The organism is Edaphobacter sp. FHG110511_03 (assembly GCF_059115365.1).
The window spans coordinates 888,913-905,496 of record NZ_JBZYWL010000001.1; the positions used below are offsets into that span (position 1 = coordinate 888,913).

Annotated in this window: 12 protein-coding genes and 1 pseudogene; 5 read left to right on the forward strand and 8 right to left on the reverse strand. The window is 58.4% G+C overall.

Annotated elements, in window-relative coordinates; all coding sequences use genetic code 11:
• Positions 1–14: 14 nt before the first annotated feature.
• Positions 15–1,112 carry a Rieske 2Fe-2S domain-containing protein gene (locus AC5S26_RS03530; RefSeq protein WP_494183467.1) on the forward strand — a complete coding sequence of 366 codons (1,098 nt, stop codon included), beginning with the start codon at positions 15–17 and terminating at the stop codon, positions 1,110–1,112.
• Between the two features lie 390 nt (positions 1,113–1,502).
• On the opposite strand, the gene AC5S26_RS03535 is transcribed toward AC5S26_RS03530, so the two are convergent.
• The gene (locus tag AC5S26_RS03535) at positions 1,503–2,120 is read right to left on the reverse strand and encodes a class I SAM-dependent methyltransferase (RefSeq protein WP_494183468.1); all 618 of its coding nucleotides are present in this window, start codon (positions 2,118–2,120) and stop codon (positions 1,503–1,505) included.
• Positions 2,121–2,303: 183 nt separating this feature from the next.
• Positions 2,304–2,987 (reverse strand): NAD-dependent epimerase/dehydratase family protein, encoded by a 684-nt coding sequence (locus tag AC5S26_RS03540; RefSeq protein ID WP_494183469.1) that lies wholly within the window; start codon positions 2,985–2,987, stop codon positions 2,304–2,306.
• Between the two features lie 261 nt (positions 2,988–3,248).
• On the opposite strand from AC5S26_RS03540, the gene AC5S26_RS03545 reads away from it, so the two are divergent.
• The 3 genes from AC5S26_RS03545 to AC5S26_RS03555 all read left to right on the forward strand — a co-directional run bounded on the left by AC5S26_RS03545 (position 3,249) and on the right by AC5S26_RS03555 (position 8,526).
• Positions 3,249–5,105 carry a hypothetical protein gene (locus AC5S26_RS03545; RefSeq protein ID WP_494183470.1) on the forward strand — a complete coding sequence of 619 codons (1,857 nt, stop codon included), beginning with the start codon at positions 3,249–3,251 and terminating at the stop codon, positions 5,103–5,105.
• A gap of 294 nt (positions 5,106–5,399) precedes the next feature.
• Positions 5,400–7,226, forward strand: a complete 1,827-nt coding sequence (locus AC5S26_RS03550) for a hypothetical protein (RefSeq protein ID WP_494183471.1) — start codon at positions 5,400–5,402, stop codon at positions 7,224–7,226.
• Positions 7,227–7,449: 223 nt separating this feature from the next.
• Positions 7,450–8,526, forward strand: a complete 1,077-nt coding sequence (locus AC5S26_RS03555; RefSeq protein WP_494183472.1) for a LamG domain-containing protein — start codon at positions 7,450–7,452, stop codon at positions 8,524–8,526.
• An 82-nt stretch (positions 8,527–8,608) separates the two neighbouring features.
• Here AC5S26_RS03555 and AC5S26_RS03560 read toward each other — a convergent pair whose 3' ends face one another.
• The 6 genes and pseudogenes from AC5S26_RS03560 to AC5S26_RS03585 form a co-directional block, all read right to left on the reverse strand.
• Positions 8,609–9,175, reverse strand: coding sequence for a hypothetical protein (locus tag AC5S26_RS03560; RefSeq protein WP_494183473.1), 567 nt, complete (start codon positions 9,173–9,175; stop codon positions 8,609–8,611).
• A 163-nt stretch (positions 9,176–9,338) separates the two neighbouring features.
• Complete coding sequence (locus AC5S26_RS03565; RefSeq protein WP_494184633.1) at positions 9,339–9,971, reverse strand: hypothetical protein; 633 nt, start codon at positions 9,969–9,971, stop codon at positions 9,339–9,341.
• A gap of 76 nt (positions 9,972–10,047) precedes the next feature.
• Positions 10,048–10,530: pseudogene (locus AC5S26_RS03570) on the reverse strand (RNA polymerase sigma factor); the annotation flags it as partial.
• A gap of 93 nt (positions 10,531–10,623) precedes the next feature.
• The gene (locus tag AC5S26_RS03575) at positions 10,624–12,213 is read right to left on the reverse strand and encodes a pyrrolo-quinoline quinone (RefSeq protein ID WP_494183474.1); all 1,590 of its coding nucleotides are present in this window, start codon (positions 12,211–12,213) and stop codon (positions 10,624–10,626) included.
• A 172-nt stretch (positions 12,214–12,385) separates the two neighbouring features.
• Positions 12,386–14,071: a c-type cytochrome gene (locus AC5S26_RS03580; RefSeq protein ID WP_494183475.1), complete on the reverse strand. Its 1,686-nt coding sequence runs from the start codon at positions 14,069–14,071 to the stop codon at positions 12,386–12,388.
• 71 nt (positions 14,072–14,142) lie between these two features.
• Entirely contained in the window at positions 14,143–15,294 is a 1,152-nt protein-coding gene (locus AC5S26_RS03585; RefSeq protein ID WP_494183476.1) for a M20 family metallopeptidase, read from the reverse strand.
• A 144-nt stretch (positions 15,295–15,438) separates the two neighbouring features.
• On the opposite strand from AC5S26_RS03585, the gene lpxC reads away from it, so the two are divergent.
• Positions 15,439–16,359 carry a UDP-3-O-acyl-N-acetylglucosamine deacetylase gene (lpxC, locus tag AC5S26_RS03590; protein ID WP_494183477.1) on the forward strand — a complete coding sequence of 307 codons (921 nt, stop codon included), beginning with the start codon at positions 15,439–15,441 and terminating at the stop codon, positions 16,357–16,359.
• Positions 16,360–16,584: the final 225 nt, after the last annotated feature.

Here is a 16,584-nt window from a genome sequence, read left to right on the forward strand (position 1 = left end):
GTGTTGGTAGACTCATGCAGACGATGATGCGCGATCTCGTTCCACTTTCTGTGCAGATGCCCGGGCCTCCGACGGAGTTGATCTTCGGCGACTGGTATCCGGCGCTTCGCTCGCGCGAACTTCGCGCGGGCCAGATGACGCAGGCGCTTCTGCTGGGCATTCCGCTGGTGCTGGGCCGCAAGCGGGATGGACAGTTGTTCGCCATGCGCGACCTCTGCCCGCATCGCGGCATTCCGCTCTCCGCCGGATGGTTCGACGGCGAGAACGTGCAGTGCAAGTATCACGGCTGGAAGTTCGAGCCGTGCTCGGGGCAGTGCACCGAGATTCCTTCCCTGACAAAGTTCGAAACGCTCGATCCGGGAAAGATCTATGCCAGCGCTTATCCATGCGAGGAGCGCGATGGATTCGCTTGGGTCTATCTTCCCGAGCCGGGCTCCGGCCGTTCGACAAGCCAGTTGCCTCCTGTTCCCGAGCTTCCGAAGTTCTCGGAGCGATATCGCAGCGCGCATCTTGTGGCCGATCTTCCGTGCAACGTTGACCACGGGATCATCGGGCTGATGGATCCGGCTCACGGGCCGTTTGTGCACCAGGCCTGGTGGTGGCGCAGCCGCGCGAGCATTCATGAGAAGGAGAAGCACTTCGAACCAATCCCACAGGGCTTCCGGATGTCTTCGCATGCTCCGAGCGCGAACTCAGCTCCTTACAAGTTGCTGGGCGTCTATGGCGAGCCCATCACCACGACCATCGACTTCGTTCTTCCCAATCGTCGCTACGAGACCATCCGCGCGGGGGCGAAGTGGTTTTCGAGCCTGACGACGATCACTCCGGTGACGGCTTCCACCTGCCGCATCGATGTGATCGCGGCCTGGAATGTCTTCTACAACGTCCCGTTCGTAACTCCGATCGCAAAGTTCTTTGGCGCTCGGTTTGTGCGGCAGGATCAGGAGACGATGATCGAGCAGGCCCAGGGGCTTCGGTTCCACCCGGGGCTGATGCTGATCGACGACGCGGACAAGCCGGCGAAGTGGTACTTCGCTCTGAAGCAGGCACGGTTGAAGGGGACCGGGGAGCATCCTCTGGAAGGACCTGTCACCCTGCACTGGCGGAGCTAGGGCCCCTCCCCTACTTCTTGTGCAAAGTCTTCATTACAGGAGATTTAGCCTGGTACTTCCATCGTAAAGTCTTGAATTCAAAGATGGTTGCAGCCAAAGTATTGCATCGGAAAGAGTTAACTATGGAATTGTATTCGTCCAGCTACCCTCTCGAGCCCTGACCCTGCTTTAAGTCTAGCAAGTGATGAGGAACTGATCGGCACCTAGTATCACCTTTATTTTTATTGAGTTAAGCCTAAATGGGACTTGACATCGCGGGACCAGGAGCATGGTCAGCGAAGTCTCTGCCAGCGTAGTTGAGATCGGCAGGAGAGAGGCCGAAGGGCTCTGATCTCAGGGGGGACTCGTCGTTTTGCGCCCGCCGAGGGGGGAGCGGTGTTTGTCCGAGCCTCAACCGTGCCGCGAGGACGGCGCCGCCGGCATCGCGCGCCGCCTCGACAGGCAGAACCACGCCTTTGCGTCGCTACCGCGGAATTCAGCTGAACGCAATTCCACGATCTCCAGTGCAGGCTCGATGGCGAGGGTGATCTCGCGAGCCGAACGGCGCGGGGGACCGACCTCGCGCGGTGGACCTTCCGTGCTGCCGATCAGGCTCAGCCACAACCCGCCCGGTGCCAACACAGCAGCGACATGTGCCGCGAACTGCTCTCTCTCCGCTGGTTCATCGAATACATGAAAACAACCGCGGTCAAACACGAACTGAAACGGGCCGCCGGGCGGTGGCGCGGTGAGAAAGTCCGATACAGCGAAGCTGCAGCGCAGAGCGCGTCCCTCTATTTTGGTCCGTGCTCTCTCAACCGCGAGCGGCGCGACATCAACCCCGAGTACATCGAAGTTGCGTTCCGCCATCCAAATTGCATTCGTACCAGTACCAGCGCCGATCTCGAGCGCCCGGCCTGGCGTGACCGCGTCCGAAGTGACGAACTCGACGAGTAGAGGCTCCGGTTGCCCGGTGTCCCATGGCAGCTGTCCCGAGGCGTAACTCTCATTCCATGATGGGTGTGGCATCGCGATACGAGTTTAGCTCCATCCGCAGGCTGTTTACAGAGACGGTTTCGTGTTTACGCAATCATCCAGAACTCCAAATTCGGCTTGCCGGTGCATCGGCGATTTAGCGCTCGTCGAACAAACAGTCTCAGCATCGCCAATATGAGCTCGCTCGACTGCTCGCCCGGACCTGTACAAGAACTCCTAAGTGGCGCTCTTGAACTGCGCAGCGAGTTTTTTCATGGCGGCGTTTTCGAGGGTCACTTCACCGTTCTCCCCACTGTGCAACGCTATCTCTGCTGCGATGGAGCGACCGAGAATTCGCTGATCAATATTGCCAAACCGCCCGGGCACGAGGCTTCCCAACCAAACGGACCAGGCCGGGCTATGAGAGTTGCCTGCAATGATGCCGGGGCGAAAGATGGCGAGGCGGGTAAAACCGACATTGCGCACGGTGTCTTCCTTCATGCCCATGACTCGCACATAACGAATCCGGCTGCGAGCTGTGCTCCCTACAGCCGAGAGCAGGCAAAACTGGGCGATTCCGGCATCATGGCAGCCCCGTGCGAAGGCACCGACGACGCCGAGTTCAAGTTGTTTCAGTTCTTCTTCGCTCCAGCGCCTTGTTCCAGAACCGACGCCCGCACAGCTGACGGCGCTGACGGGCCCTTGATTCAAAACTTCGCGGGCAACAGCGGCCGTACGCTCGGCAAAGTCTTGAGCGCCGGTATCAAGAACGACGTTGCGTACCCGCGATCGGGGCGCAATGGGCTTTCTGGTGATCATCACCACTTCACGGCATTCCGGAGTTGCCAGCAGTTCCTCGACGGTTGCACCGCCGACTTGTCCGGTGCCGCCAAGGATGATTGCGGCGAAATTCTGCTTCATAAACAGGACCTCCGCTTACGGAAAGTATGCGACAGCTCCGTTCACGGAAGCATATCTGGTCTCGGCTCCAGATTGAATCATTGAGCATGGCTTTTCTCCATTGGCACTATCAGGGCGAGCCTAGCCGCCGAAGCCTTGCTGGCTAGGCATGTGAGTTGAGATCTCTTAAGTGCAATTCATGCTCAACATTTGTCTTGAAATTCGACCGGGATGCCCTGAGACTGAACCGGCATCGCCACTTGCACCCTGGGGAAGTACCGTTTGCCACGATATCGTGTCGTACCTGTAACCTTGCTCGTCTTTCTGCTCTCAGCCTGTAACGGGAACAACACCACCCCGGTCCCGGCTGCGCCTGTCTTTACCAGCACACCAGTTACCCAAGCGGCCGAGGGGTCGCCTTACAGCTATCAACCTACAACCGACGGCACTGCGGTTACGTTTTCCTTATCGAACGCACCCCTCGGCGCGACGCTTAGCGGAGGCGCCCTCTCGTGGACACCTACGGCGCAACAATCCCGAACGGCAAACAGCTTCACCGTGACTGCGACCACGTCGGGCGGCGGATCGGCAACACAGTCCTGGACGGTGACGCCATCCGGCACCATCCGTATCAGCCGCGTCGATACGTTGTGGAATAAAACCGGCTCAACAAATGCTGCCTTCGACTGGAGTCGTCTGAACGCCTACGTTGCAGCGCTCGTGCCGCAATCGGATGGCACCTTCAAGTCATTCCCCGGAACCGCCGGCGCGAATGGAACCTTCGAGATTCCCAATGTTCCTCCCGGATACTACTGGCTGAAGCTAGGACCGCGCGACATCTACTGGACAAGCAGCAGCACCTTCGACATGGGCAGCGACATCTTTGTCTCAACCGCCAATCCCACCACTCCGACCCCCACGATGACGAACATCAACTTCAGCTTCACCTCGTTGGACCCAACGGCTACGCCCGGACTTTTGGAATTCGATCCTATCGAGACGTCCTTTCCGTCCTACCGGAATACGACGAATTCAGGTTCCACGACATTTTCCGGAGGAATTGGAATTGGGACCAACCTTGATCTTTCCGCGATAAAGAATGCATTTGTGAGGCAATACGAACCGGCCGCGTTTGGATCCATCAACGGATACGTGATGGGACCGTCGCTTACGCTGTCGAATCTGTCGCTGACGACCGGTGGCCCCAATACGATCAGCGGAGCCCTGAATCCCACAGTTCCAACTTCGATTAACCTCAGCCTCAAAGGTTCCGCGTGGGCTCCCCTGTTCGATCACATTGCGCCAACCGCGCCAACCGCTGTGGGAGGCAGCTTCTACCTCTCCGTAGAGCCTTATATCTCGGCCGACGGTCCAAACGTATCAAGCTCAAGACCGATTGATCTGCTCTGGACCAACGGAACCTGCACCGGCGGAGGCTTCTCGGGCGGAGACTTCTCGGGCTTCCTCACACCCTCCGGCCTCACGAACCAGCCTTTGACAACCGACGTGGAGGCCGGGGCTGTGCAATACAGCGATCCCTTCTCTTCCGCCAGAAGACGCACCTTCCGCGTCTGCCAGACCGCTTCGGTATCTATTCCTATGCCTGGAGGAAGTACCCAGACCTTAAATCTGCTCAATACCCAGACGACCTCGCTGCCAACCGCCGCAGTCAAACCGCTGGTTTCGGCGGTGCAGAACCCGAAGATCAACGGCACCGATCTCTTCACTGCCGCCACAATCAACGGCACAGCGGTGACGCTCAGTTGGGATCCGCCTGTGATTGGCACACCCTTCGGCTATACCGTCGCCGTCATGACTCCGGTGACACCGCCGGGCGGCACACCCCCAGCCGGCACATTGCCGGTCGGTACACCGCCAACCGGCACATTCCCGGTTGGCACGCCGCCGGGCACGATCATCGGCGGGATCGGCACAGCCGTATTTTTTTCCACTACTACTTTGAGCACCGCAAAGACCTCGATGACACTGCCACCTGACCTGCTGTCGTCCGGAAAGACCTACCTGTTTGTCATTACCTCGGCGGTCGATGGAAAGGCCAACATGGAGACGAGCCCGCATCGCTCCTTGCTTCCCGTCGCAAACGCTCAATTGATATCGGCGCCGATAACCATTCAATGAAACTCGGGGAGAATGATCCTCTAGAACAGAAATCGGCTTACGGGCCGTCTGCAGAGAAACAAACGTGGGCCTCGAGGACCGCAAAAACGATCCCGGGGCATCATTTTCCTTGCCATTCGACAATGGCCCCGTGAAAATGAACTGGCTTCGCCTTTGCAGCCATACGATCCGAAAGACAAAGTTGCGATGTCGAAGCCGCTTGATTCGAAGATCAGATTCACTGCACGACTGAATTCAATAAACTTTGCCCTTATGCCTGCATCCGGTGAAGGGCGATCTGCCTAGGAAACTATCTTGTTGCGATACCGAGTTTTACCTGCCTCTTGCATCGTCCTTCTGCTCACAGCCTGTGGCGGAAATAACACTCCTTCTCCCACTAACTCGGCTCCCCCGACCACCTCGGCTCCCCCGACCACCTCGGCCCCGACCCCGGTTGCAGCTGTCTTTACCAGCACGCCAAACACGCAGGCAACGGAAGGGTCGCCCTACAGCTATCAACTTGCTGCCACCGGCACCGGGGTTACGTTCTCCTTGTCGAACGCGCCAACCGGCGCGACTCTCAGCGGAAATACCGTCTCGTGGACGCCTACGGCACAGCAGTCCCGCACGCCTAACAGCTTCACTGCGACTGCGACCGTCTCTGGCGCAGCACCCGCGACACAGTCCTGGGTGGTGACGCCCTCCGGGACCATCCGCATCAGCAACGTTGACACGGTATGGAACGAAACCGGCTCAACGAGTTCGCCCTTCGATTGGAGCTCTGTCAGCTCTTCCGTTGCGGCTTTCGTGCCGCAATCGGATGGCTCCTTCAAGTCATTCTCCGGAGCCGCCGGCGCCAATGGAACCTTCGAGATTCCCAATGTTCCTGCCGGATACTACTGGTTGCGGCTTGGCCCCCGCGAAACGTACTGGACCAGCAGCAGCACCTTCGACGTGGGCAGCGACATCTTCGTTCCAATAACCCCCGGCCTTGCAACGACCCCTTCGACGACCACCTTCAACTTCAGCTTCACGTCCTTGGATCCCACGCCCGTAGGTGGTCTGTTGGAAATAGACGCTCTCGAAGCGGGCATGCCTCCCTATGCGTCTTTGACGAATACAGGTTCCACCACATTCACCGGAAGCACTGCAATTAATGGCAACCTCGATTATTCCTCGATAAAGACTTTGTTCGTGAGGCAGTACGAACCGGCTTCCTTCGGGTCTATCAACGGATATGTCATGGGCCCTGAGCTTACGTTGTTGAATCAGACCTTGACGAACGGCGGACAAAACACGTTCAGTGGATCCCTGAACTCCGCAGTTCCAGCATCGATCGATCTTAGCGTCCAGGGTTCCGCATGGGCTTCCCTGTTCGAACGGGTTGCTACAACCGCCCCTGCCGCTATCGGAGGCGGCTTCTTTCTCTCCGTTCAGCCCTATGTCGCCGCCAATGGCCCTAACGTATCGCCTTCAAACCCGTCGATGCCGATCGATCTCATTCGGGCTAACGGAAACCGCGCTTCCGTTTTCACTTCTGGCACCTGCGCTCCTGATTTGCTGCATCCATCGACGAATCAGTCATTGACAACCGATGTCGAAGCCGGGACCGTGCCATACAGCGACCCGTTCCCGGCGACCTGGAGGCGCACCTTCAACGTATGCCACGCCGCTTCAGTCAATGTTCCGGTGTCCGGAACGGGTCAGACCCAGAGCTTCAACTTGACCTATACCCAGACGACCTCGCTGCCAACCTCGACAGTCAAACCGTTGCTTTCGGGGGTGCAGAATCCAAAGATCAACGGAGCCGACCTCTTTACCGCAACCACAGCCAACAGCACAGCCGTGACGCTCAGCTGGGATCCCCCCGCGATTGGCACACCCTTCGGCTATAGCGTGTCGATCATGAGCCCTACTACGTTGGTAGGCGGCGGCTCGGTCATTTATATAACTGCAGCAACGTTGGGCACGGCAAAGACCTCGATGACGATACCGCCCGATCTGCTGCGGGCAGGGCAGACTTACTTCTTCGTCATTACATCGCAGGTTGATGGAAAGGCCAATATGGAGACGAGCCCGCATCGCTCGTTGCTTCCTACTGCAAGCGCTCAACTGGTATCGGCTTCGGTAACGATTAATTAGAGGAGACCACAGTAGGCGGACGATCGACGAAAGCAGAGCGGCCTGTTTGTGTTTTCGTCCGCCGCCCATTTTCGAACAGAGATAATCCGAATCCGGACACCGGAGCTGCCTGAAGAAATCTTCGCGACGGTAGTAACGCCAGTCTTTTCAGTCGCTTTGGTGTTGTTCCGTTGCTGGTATGTCACGTGCACTTACGCTCGGCGTTCCGCGATGAGGTGCAGCTTTGAAACGTGAGATGCAGAAGGCAATACGAACTTTCCTGTTATCCCCGACATTGTTTGCTGTTGTGGTCGTGCCGCCTCCTGAAAAAAGGGTTGTAGCGGGAGGGACACAGGCCGTTCCCGCGGCTGGTTCCAACGCGGTTGCGGCGCAGAGCTTCGCCCTGACCGATCCGAATCATTTGGTTACAAACGGTGGAAAGGGAGAGGTGGTGGAGTACCTGGGGCGGAAGGCTCTGCGTTTGACCACCGAGCCGTCGAGCGAGCAGGTGATCACGTTTCTGAAGGGAGTTGAGATTCAGGATGGAACGATCGAGGCCGATATCGCTTTGAAGACGACTACGCCTCCGGGTGTGCGGATGCCCGGATTTGTGGGAATTGCGTTTCGGGCCAGGACCGATGCTTCGCACTACGAGCTGTTTTACCTTCGGCCCGGAAACGCACACTCCGAGGACCAGGGGATGCGCAACCATTCGGTGCAGTATGTCTCGGTTCCGGGAAATGACTGGTACAAGCTTCGCGAGGAGTGGCCGTGGATTTACGAAGCTTATGCGGAGCTGCGCAAGGAACAGTGGAACAAGGTGAAGATTGAGGTTCATGGACGGAACGCAAAGCTGTTCCTCAACGGGTCGGAGAACCCTAGCCTGATGGTGAGTGGGTTGAAAGGCGAGGATCTGCGGGGCGGTGTTGCCCTGTGGGGTTATGCCGGGGAAGAGGCGTATTTTTCGAACGTGAGAGTCACGCCAGCTGCGCCGGAGGCGGTAACGAATGGCGGTGAGGCTTCAGGAAGCTGGGCGGTGGAGTTTTCCAGCGATTACGGCAAGTACAAGGGATCGATGGATCTTCATCGCGAGGGTGGAGTGGTGACAGGGACATGGTCTGGCGACTTTGGCAAGGACCTTCCCGTAAAGGGCACATCGCGGGATGGGTATGTCGAGCTGAAGTTCGATGGAACGTGGCCCAAGGAGGAGGCGCCGGTGACGGCAATTCTTGCGGGCTGGGTGGATGGGGATTCGGCCAAGGGGCGCATGAGGGTCGAAGGGCGGGCCGATGGGCAATGGACTGCGTTGCGGAAGAGGTGAAGTGGGAAATTGTGAGGGCATGATGTGAGCCTGCTCTCCAGGCGATGACCGGAGAGCAGGCCTTTCACGAAGACGTCCGTTTCTAATTCATGCGCTCGGCCATCACCTGAATATCGAGATGCCGGGTGCTGTCGGGGAAATCAATGGAGCCGAGAGTTTCCGGCTTTCCCATGGTAAGAATGGATGCGCCTTCGAAGACACTTTGTCGCACGATCGGGTCTTGGGGGCCAATGCTTGATCTCTCCTCAGCGATGCTTGACCGCGCCACCTTCGTCTGCAGATTCGCACTGTCTCCAGAAGAATTGACCATGGCTTCGAAGCTCATTCCTATATCGAGATAGGTGACCTGCTGGCTGGAGTTGTCTTTGCTATCTCCGGTCGTGACCGGGACCTTGCTGCCCTGCTTCAAGGTCATCTTCTGTCCATCGAGGGCGACCATGGAGTAGCGCTGCTCGCCGATCCTGCGGGTCCCGTCGAGGTCGATGATCGTATAGGTGAGGCGATACCTTTTCGGCGGCTGGTCGAATTCATGAACGATCGTTTTCGCTTGCGCGATCTGATCAGGGGTCGAGGCGACGGCGATGACATTCCGAGACGTAAGTAGGATGACTTTCGAAGTCGGGGTGAGAATGTTCCGAAGCGCGTTCATGATGTCACTGCTGGCATAGGGCGATATCGCGTTGCTCAAGTGGAAGTACTGGATCGTCAGGGGCTCGCTGGACTTTGCAGGAGATCCGTCACTCTGCGCCCGGGCTGTGGATGCGGTCCAGGTTAATGCGAAAGCTGCTGTGAGGACTCCACATACGAGCTTTCTATTTTGTCTTGTTCTCTGATGGTTGCTTGGTCGCATCGATTGTCTCCGTCTTCGGGGGTTCAAAAAATCGTTCAAAGTCCACTCGTTCCTGCTCATCTTGTAAGGCTCGTCGCGCGGGACTAAGCTCTGCCAGCTCGACCGGGGCGCGCCTGTGAGCGGCCCGCAGCAGAAGTTTCTCTTCGTCGGTCAGCGGCATCGGCGGTGGAGGATAACTGACCGCATGCACCTCGTCCTGTGGGGCTGCATCTTTCCTGTGAACCGACCGCACCGGGCGCAACTTTGGATGCGGGGCGGATGCGGCTATCTCTCTGTCGTTTCCCTGAGCGGCATTCTGGTTCGCGTTGGCACGCGGTAGTGATTTAGGGAGAATTGCACCTGCCGTCGATCTCTGAGGAGCATGGACCGGACGCCGGATCGCAGGGACGAAGACGAAAGCGAGAGCGGCTGCCATCGCGAAGGAGCATGCAGCGGCAGGCTTCCTCCAGTCCGGTCTCGTCGTGCGCCAGGAGGAGGGTACCGAAGCGCGATTCCCAAGAGCGGCAAGGATGCGGCGTTCCATCCCGTCGGGGATGGCGGAGTCGCGCAGGCCGGTCAGGACTCTTTCGAGGGCTTCCTCTGGACTCTTCTTCATTGCTTCCTCCTTTCTCGAGCCTCTGGCGCAGGCGGGTGCGTGCGCGGAAGAGGAGGGCTCGAACTGCGGATTCACTTCTTCCCAGGACGGTGGCGATCTCGGCGGCTCCCAGCTCTTCGAGCGAAGAGAGCAGAAGCACGTGACGTTCGGCGCGGGGGAGTCTTTCGATCTCGTCGAGGACGACCTTCATGCGTCGAGCTTCGTCGATTGCCTGGTCAGCCGGAAGCTCCGCCGCGACCAGGTTCTCGGCGAAGACCTGATCCATCTGATCGGGGCGCGTGCGGCGGCGGCGATCGATGGCGAGGTTCCAGGCGATGCGGGTGAGCCAGACTCGCACATCGCGGACCGCGGGGAGAGCGTTTTGGTGCTGAAGAGTGCGGAGAAAGGTCTCCTGCACGACATCTTCAGCCTCTGATTGCGAGCGAAGGACGGAATAGGCGACGCGGAAGAGGAGAGCAGAGTATGTCTCCACAAGAGCGTCGAGGCTAACCTTCGATTCGGCGCTCTTTATGGACGGCAGTACCAGACTGTATTCCTCGAACGATGCCATAGGCTCCATCTATCCAGTAAAGACGGCTGGAGGAGGAATCCGCTCGATTATTTTTGGGTCCGAGGAGAGCAGCAGACGAATTGGATGTGCATCTCGGCGAGGTTATGGTTTTGCCGGAAGCAGGCCGTAGACGTCTACCTCTTTTTTCGCGCCGATGTAGACATGCCCGTTCGCGATGGTGGGGATGTTGAAGCGCAGGGCAGAGCCCGCCCCGTCTCGAGCGGCGTTTTGGTTGCTGGTGTAGAGCAGGTGAGCGATGTTCGAGGCATCCGCAGCGTAGAGAACTGCCTGTCTGTCGGGTGAGGCCCATCCCTTGGAGCTGACAATCCAGGCGATGCCGTCCCTATCGCCATTTGCAGAGATGGCCGGAGTTGCAGCGTGATCTTCCAGCTTGAAGCTGCTGGCGGTCTTGAAGACAAGCTTTCCGTCTTTGACCTCGAAGTCGCGCAGAGAGTCGTAGTCGCTCAGCACATAGACGTGGTGGTTCCAGTACGCCATGGATCCATAGATGCCGCGCGAAGTCGGAATGGTCTGCACGGCGTGGCTGTTGTTCTCGGGTTGAAAGTGGCCCAGGCGATCGCGATCGACGACGTAGATCATGGGGCCCTTTCCGCCGATGACGGCAAGGTGCGGATGCGGTCCGGTCTGGTCGGGCAGCAGCATGGGCCCGCCGGAGCCCAGGTCGTGATCTTTGGCGTTCAGGGCGTCGGCGTTGAAGGGGGTGAAGTAGTCCGCGGGCTGGAGAGTCTGGCCTTCACGATGCAGCTTGAGAAGAGTGTCTCCATAGTCTCTGCCGCCGGTGGCTATATCGAAGGTTCCATTGCCGGTGGCGACGAAGAGGTTGCCGTCCTTGTCGGCTGCAGGGGCGGTGTCGCTTGCCCAAATTCCGCTGTCATCCGCGTCGGGAGAGGTGTTGAAGATGGCCGTCTGCTTCAGAGTCCGGGCGTCGTATCCCATCACCCAGCCGTGATACGGCCCTACATCGCAGGAAGAGCCCCAGGTGAGATAGACCGTGCCGTTTGACAGCAGTAAGCCTGCCCGTGGATTTTCCCGCAACGGTTCAAAGGCGACTGCTCCGTTCTTACTGCCTGCCCCGCTTCCGCGCACGCTGGACTGGATTTCGACCGGACCGCCGAACTTTTCGGCTCCGGTAACCACAGACAGGGCATGGAGCTGCTGATGGTATTGCTTGTCGCTGGATTGAGCGGGAGTCTTGGTGCGAGCGAGAACGTAGATGGTTCCAGACTTCGCATCGATCACGGGGGTGGACGTGATTCCCACCTCAGGCTGCGTAAAGGGGCATGAGACATCACGCGCGGGGACGGTGGTGGCCCCGCCCTTCAGAAAGCTCACCTGCCAGAGCGGCGTGGAGGGATTTCCCTGTGCATCGAAGGCGTAGAGGCTGTCGTGTTCGGTCGCGATAAAGACGACGTCGTGTTTGCCCTTGCCGGGAATCTGCACGCCGGGGAGGAAGAGTGGCTGGGCATAGATGTCTCCATCCACCTTCAGCGCGAACAGCTTTCCGAACTGTTTCTGATTGACGTTTTGCGGTGTCAGCGTGGTTTCGCTCAGGTTTGCGCCGGTGCGGGCGTTGTCGTGCTGCGCAGTCGTCATCTGCGCTTCTGCGGACGCTCCGAAGGCAAATAGCAGGAGGATCCCGAAACCGCTCAGTGCATGTCCGACCTGTTCCATATCCACCTCGCATCTGTACCTGGTGTTAGCGCGTCCTCTGTTTCGAAGGATCGCGATCAGTAGCGTTCCTTGCAGCGACACCGGAAAATCAGGTCTACCACACTAGCATGCTACATAGGTAATGCAAAGAGCCGTCGAACCCTTTTTCGCGTGTGCCGAGGATCCGCGCAAGCTACCGTTGAGCGATCCGCCAACCAGACGTCGACTTCCAGCTCAGCATCTGCTGTGTTGCCCAGTCCGTCGATTTGTCTTTGTGACACGAAGTGCAGGAGTTTGGAATCTTGTATTTGTCTGTCATTGAGGGGCTGATGAATTTGAAGGTATGTGAGCGAACGAATGCTCCGGGCACACCTTGAGACTCGATCCTGGGCATGTGACAAGCGATGCAACTGCTGCCCGGACTGCCAGCCTTGTGGTGGGTATGCTCTTCAAGGCTGTCTACGTGCGGGCCGTTCGCTGAATTAGCCTCATGGCAATCAAGGCAGATTTGATCGCCGGGCTTCCGCAACTGCGCATAGTTTCCGGTTCCGTGCACGTCGTGACAGGATGCGCACGTTACGCCCTTCTCGTACATCACGCTTTGGATGAAGTCATTGCCTTGCATCCGGTTTTTATGCGCGGTTCCGTCCGCGAAGTGGAGAAAATCGGTTTGTCCGAGGCTGATGTCTTCCAGCGTCCAGAAGTCCTGCAGTTTCTTACTCACGTCGTATCCAACCGGCCAGTCGTAAGCCTTGCCTTCGATGAGCTTCGTCTTGGGCTGACCTTGAGAGTGGCACTGGATGCAGGTGTCGTTCGATGCGAATGAGTTCATCTGCGACGGGTTGATGATGTTGGTCCGCGTTGGATGGGCGACGTGTTCGCTGCCGGGTCCGTGACAGCGTTCGCAGCCGACATTCCACTCCGTTACCTGCTTCGTGTGGATGTCATAGCTTACTGAATGGCATCCGTCACAGGTCGGGCCGGTCGGCCTCTGCATGTTGTCCGAGGGGTAAAACGCTGTCCACCAGTCAGCACCCGTGTCCGCAATGTGGTACTTCATCCATTTCTTGTTGCCTATGTCCCACTGCGCGGGTAGCGGATAGTAGTCGTCGCCGACTTTGGTGAAGTAGCGTTGCTTCCAAATGCTTCCGTACACCAGAGCGACCTGATCGATAGTGAACTTGGCAACGTTGTTCGTCTTGAGGTCGGGAATGACCGCGTCAGGATGCTCATGGGGATCGCGCACCACATTCGCCATCGGCGTCTTCTTCCAACGCGCATAGATGTCTGAGTGACAACTCTGGCAGGATTGCGAACCAACGTAGTGCGATCCGTTTACGGAAGCAAGTATGAGCCTGGCGTCTGAAGGAGTCGATGAACGGAGGCTCCGCACATACGAGACGAGAGCCCAGCTATCGGTCTTTGATGGAGAGCGGAGGCCCGGCATCGCCGGCATCCCGGTTAGCTGCACGCCGTTTTCGATGATGTAATGTATCTGGCCGTCGCTCATCTCCTGCGTCTTATTGGCATGGAGATCGGGTACGCGTGGGTAGACGTTGGTTCCAATTGGAGTTGTGCCTCTGCCATCGACGCCGTGGCAGCCCGCGCAGCGCGTCAAAAACAGGTCACGTCCCTGTTGGAGTGCCAGTTCGTCATGGGCCACGGGATTGGCCCGTTTCGCTTCCGCGCCCGGAATTGAAAAGTTCCTGATCGCACGCGCAGTCGCAGATTCAAACGCGGAAGGCTGGGCCGATGCTCGAAATCCTCGCAGTTTAACTACTGCGATTCCAGCTACGAGCAGACACGCACAAACAATGAGAACCCAGCCGATGACCTTCTTGCCGGTCATTCGCTGCTTTGTCTCAGGCGATTGAGACATACAATCCCTCCACTCCACCCATTCCCCACTTCAACAGTCTTTCATCCGCGATGCCTTCCGGGGAACAATCGTTAAGAAGTCGCGGCCAGCATGGCGGCGAGCAGGGCGGTGCGGGGGACGATGTGTTCGGTGAGGATGTGCTCGTGGGCGGCGTGGGCTCCGGCGCCTATGGCTCCCATGCCGTCGAGGGTGGGAATGCCGAGGGCTGCGGTGAAGTTGCCGTCGGAGCCGCCTCCGGTAGAGGCCTCGTTGAGCTGAAAGCCGAGGTCCCCGGCTAGCTTCTTCGCCTGCTTGAAGAGGGCGATGGTTCCGGCCTTGCGCTCCATGGGGGGGCGATTGAGACCGCCGGTGATGGTCAGCTTGCATGCTTTATCGATGGGCTTGAGGCGACGGAAGAGGCGGTCTACTTTTGCGGCATCGCCGGCGCGAGCGATGCGTACGTCGATTTCGGCGTGGGCTTCGGCAGCGATGACGTTGGAGCGGGTTCCTCCGGCGATGACGCCGCAGTTGACGGTGAGGCCGGTATCCAGATCGGTGAGGGCGGAGATGCGCTCTACCTGGCGTGCGAGTTCGAGGACGGCGGAGTGACCGCGCTCGAAGTCGACGCCGGAGTGCGCGCCGACGCCGGTGACGTGGAGGTTGTAGTTGCCGATGCCTTTGCGGGCGGTCTTGAGAGCCAGGCCCTGGGCGGGTTCGAGGACCAAGACGGCGGAGGATTCTTTTGCCAGCTTTTCCGTGATGGGGCGGGAGACAGGCGAACCGATCTCCTCCTCGCTGTTAATAAGGAGGGTGATGGGGCGCGAAAGCTGGAGCTCGCGAAGGACGGAGATGGCGGTAAGCGCCATGACGATGCCGGCCTTCATGTCGAGGACTCCGGGGCCGGAGAGCTTGCCGGCATGCTCCCGCCAAGGCATGGACTTGAGAGTGCCGTGGGGCCAGACGGTGTCGAGGTGGCCGAGGATGAGGATGGGTTTCTGTGCGGTCGATTTAGAAGTTCCGGCCCCGAACCGAAGTTCGTAGACGTCGCCGAAGCTTTTCTGGCGATGACGCTTGATACGAGCTCCGAGGGCGGCGGCCCAGCCGGCGGTGAGCTCCTGCGCGGCGTTAACTGCGGCGGGATCTTCACTTGGACTCTCGACAAGAACGAGCTGCCGAAGGTGCTGGAGGAACCAGGGTAGTTTCGTCTGGGTACGAGAGAGGATGTCCGTCGGGGATATCGTCATGTTTTTGATAATAGAGGATTTGTTTCGCCGGTTTAAGGGATTGCAGGGGAGAAAAGGGAGCAGAAGTGTGTCTTAATTGCAACACAAAATCGCCTTGACCTCACTGTAATCTAATGAGCGGATTGTACCGGAGAAGGTCATTTCGTGGCATCGGACCCGCATTTTGAGCGAACAGTAAAATCGGCTATTGAGTTCTGTGGAGTGGGGCTTCACAGCGGGGCCGAGGTCTCTATGCGGTTAGTTCCGGCTCCGGCTGGCTCCGGCATCGTCTTCCGCAGGACCGATCTGGACAACTTCGAGATTGCAGCGACGGGACGCAACGTCGCCAAGGTGAGTTATGCGACGAGCCTGATGCGTGGCAGCGTGCTGATCTCGACCACAGAGCATCTGCTCTCGGCGCTGATCGGGTATGGGGTAGACAACGTCATTGTAGAGATCAACAACCTCGAGGTTCCCATTCTCGATGGAAGCTCGTTGCCGTATATCCGGGCCTTTGAGGAGACGGGGCTGAAGCAGCAACGGCGCAGGCGCGAGTACATGCGGGTGCTGAAGCCGGTGGAGGTTTGTGACGGCGGAAAGTTTATCGGGGTCTATCCGGGCAGCGGCTATGCGATTGATTACACGATCTCCTTTCCGGAGCCGATCGGATATGAGACGCTACGGGTCGATCTGGCGACGGGAGATTACGCGAAGCTGATCGCTCCGGCGAGGACCTTCGGGTTCAAGGAAGACGAAGCGATGCTGAGGGATATGGGGTTGATTCGCGGAGTTTCGGACGAGAGCGCCATCATTCTTTCGCGCAAAGGGGTTGAGAACGGGCCTCTGCGGTTCCCGGACGAGTTTGTACGGCACAAAGTGCTGGACCTGATTGGCGATCTGGCCCTGGCGGGACGAAGGATCGAGGGGCGAGTGGTGGCTGAGCGCGCAGGTCATGCGATGCACACGGCGCTGGTGCAGCGGCTGTTACGCGACCGGTCTTCGTGGGAGCTGGCGCATGGCTACGATGAGGCTCCAGAGACGGAGACCGAGGTGCTTCCGTCTCGTCTGCAGCCGCTAACCGTCTAAGAGGCTGTCTAAAAACTTCCTGTAACGTATAGATAGATCTAGATCGATTCGAAATAAGAGAAAACAAATAACGGCAGGAACAAAGGCGCAATACAGGGATCTCTCCACTTCGCTGCGCTTCGGTCGAGATGACGAAGTTTTTTTTTTTGGAAGCTGCGTATTCGGTCGAGGTGCGTGGTTTTGAGTGATTGGGGCTGCGCGCTTCTGGTTGGGGTGCCGAGTTTT

What these genes read in the sequence shown, in the direction of transcription:
- AC5S26_RS03540 (WP_494183469.1), bottom strand. Translation starts at nt 2,987, where the DNA reads ATGAAGCAGAATTTCGCCGCAATCATCCTTGGCGGCACCGGACAAGTC.
- AC5S26_RS03535 (WP_494183468.1), bottom strand. Translation starts at nt 2,120, where the DNA reads ATGCCACACCCATCATGGAATGAGAGTTACGCCTCGGGACAGCTGCCA.
- AC5S26_RS03575 (WP_494183474.1), bottom strand. Translation starts at nt 12,213, where the DNA reads ATGGAACAGGTCGGACATGCACTGAGCGGTTTCGGGATCCTCCTGCTA.
- AC5S26_RS03585 (WP_494183476.1), bottom strand. Translation starts at nt 15,294, where the DNA reads ATGACGATATCCCCGACGGACATCCTCTCTCGTACCCAGACGAAACTA.
- AC5S26_RS03530 (WP_494183467.1), top strand. Translation starts at nt 15, where the DNA reads ATGCAGACGATGATGCGCGATCTCGTTCCACTTTCTGTGCAGATGCCC.
- AC5S26_RS03560 (WP_494183473.1), bottom strand. Translation starts at nt 9,175, where the DNA reads ATGAACGCGCTTCGGAACATTCTCACCCCGACTTCGAAAGTCATCCTA.
- AC5S26_RS03580 (WP_494183475.1), bottom strand. Translation starts at nt 14,071, where the DNA reads ATGTCTCAATCGCCTGAGACAAAGCAGCGAATGACCGGCAAGAAGGTC.
- AC5S26_RS03565 (WP_494184633.1), bottom strand. Translation starts at nt 9,971, where the DNA reads ATGAAGAAGAGTCCAGAGGAAGCCCTCGAAAGAGTCCTGACCGGCCTG.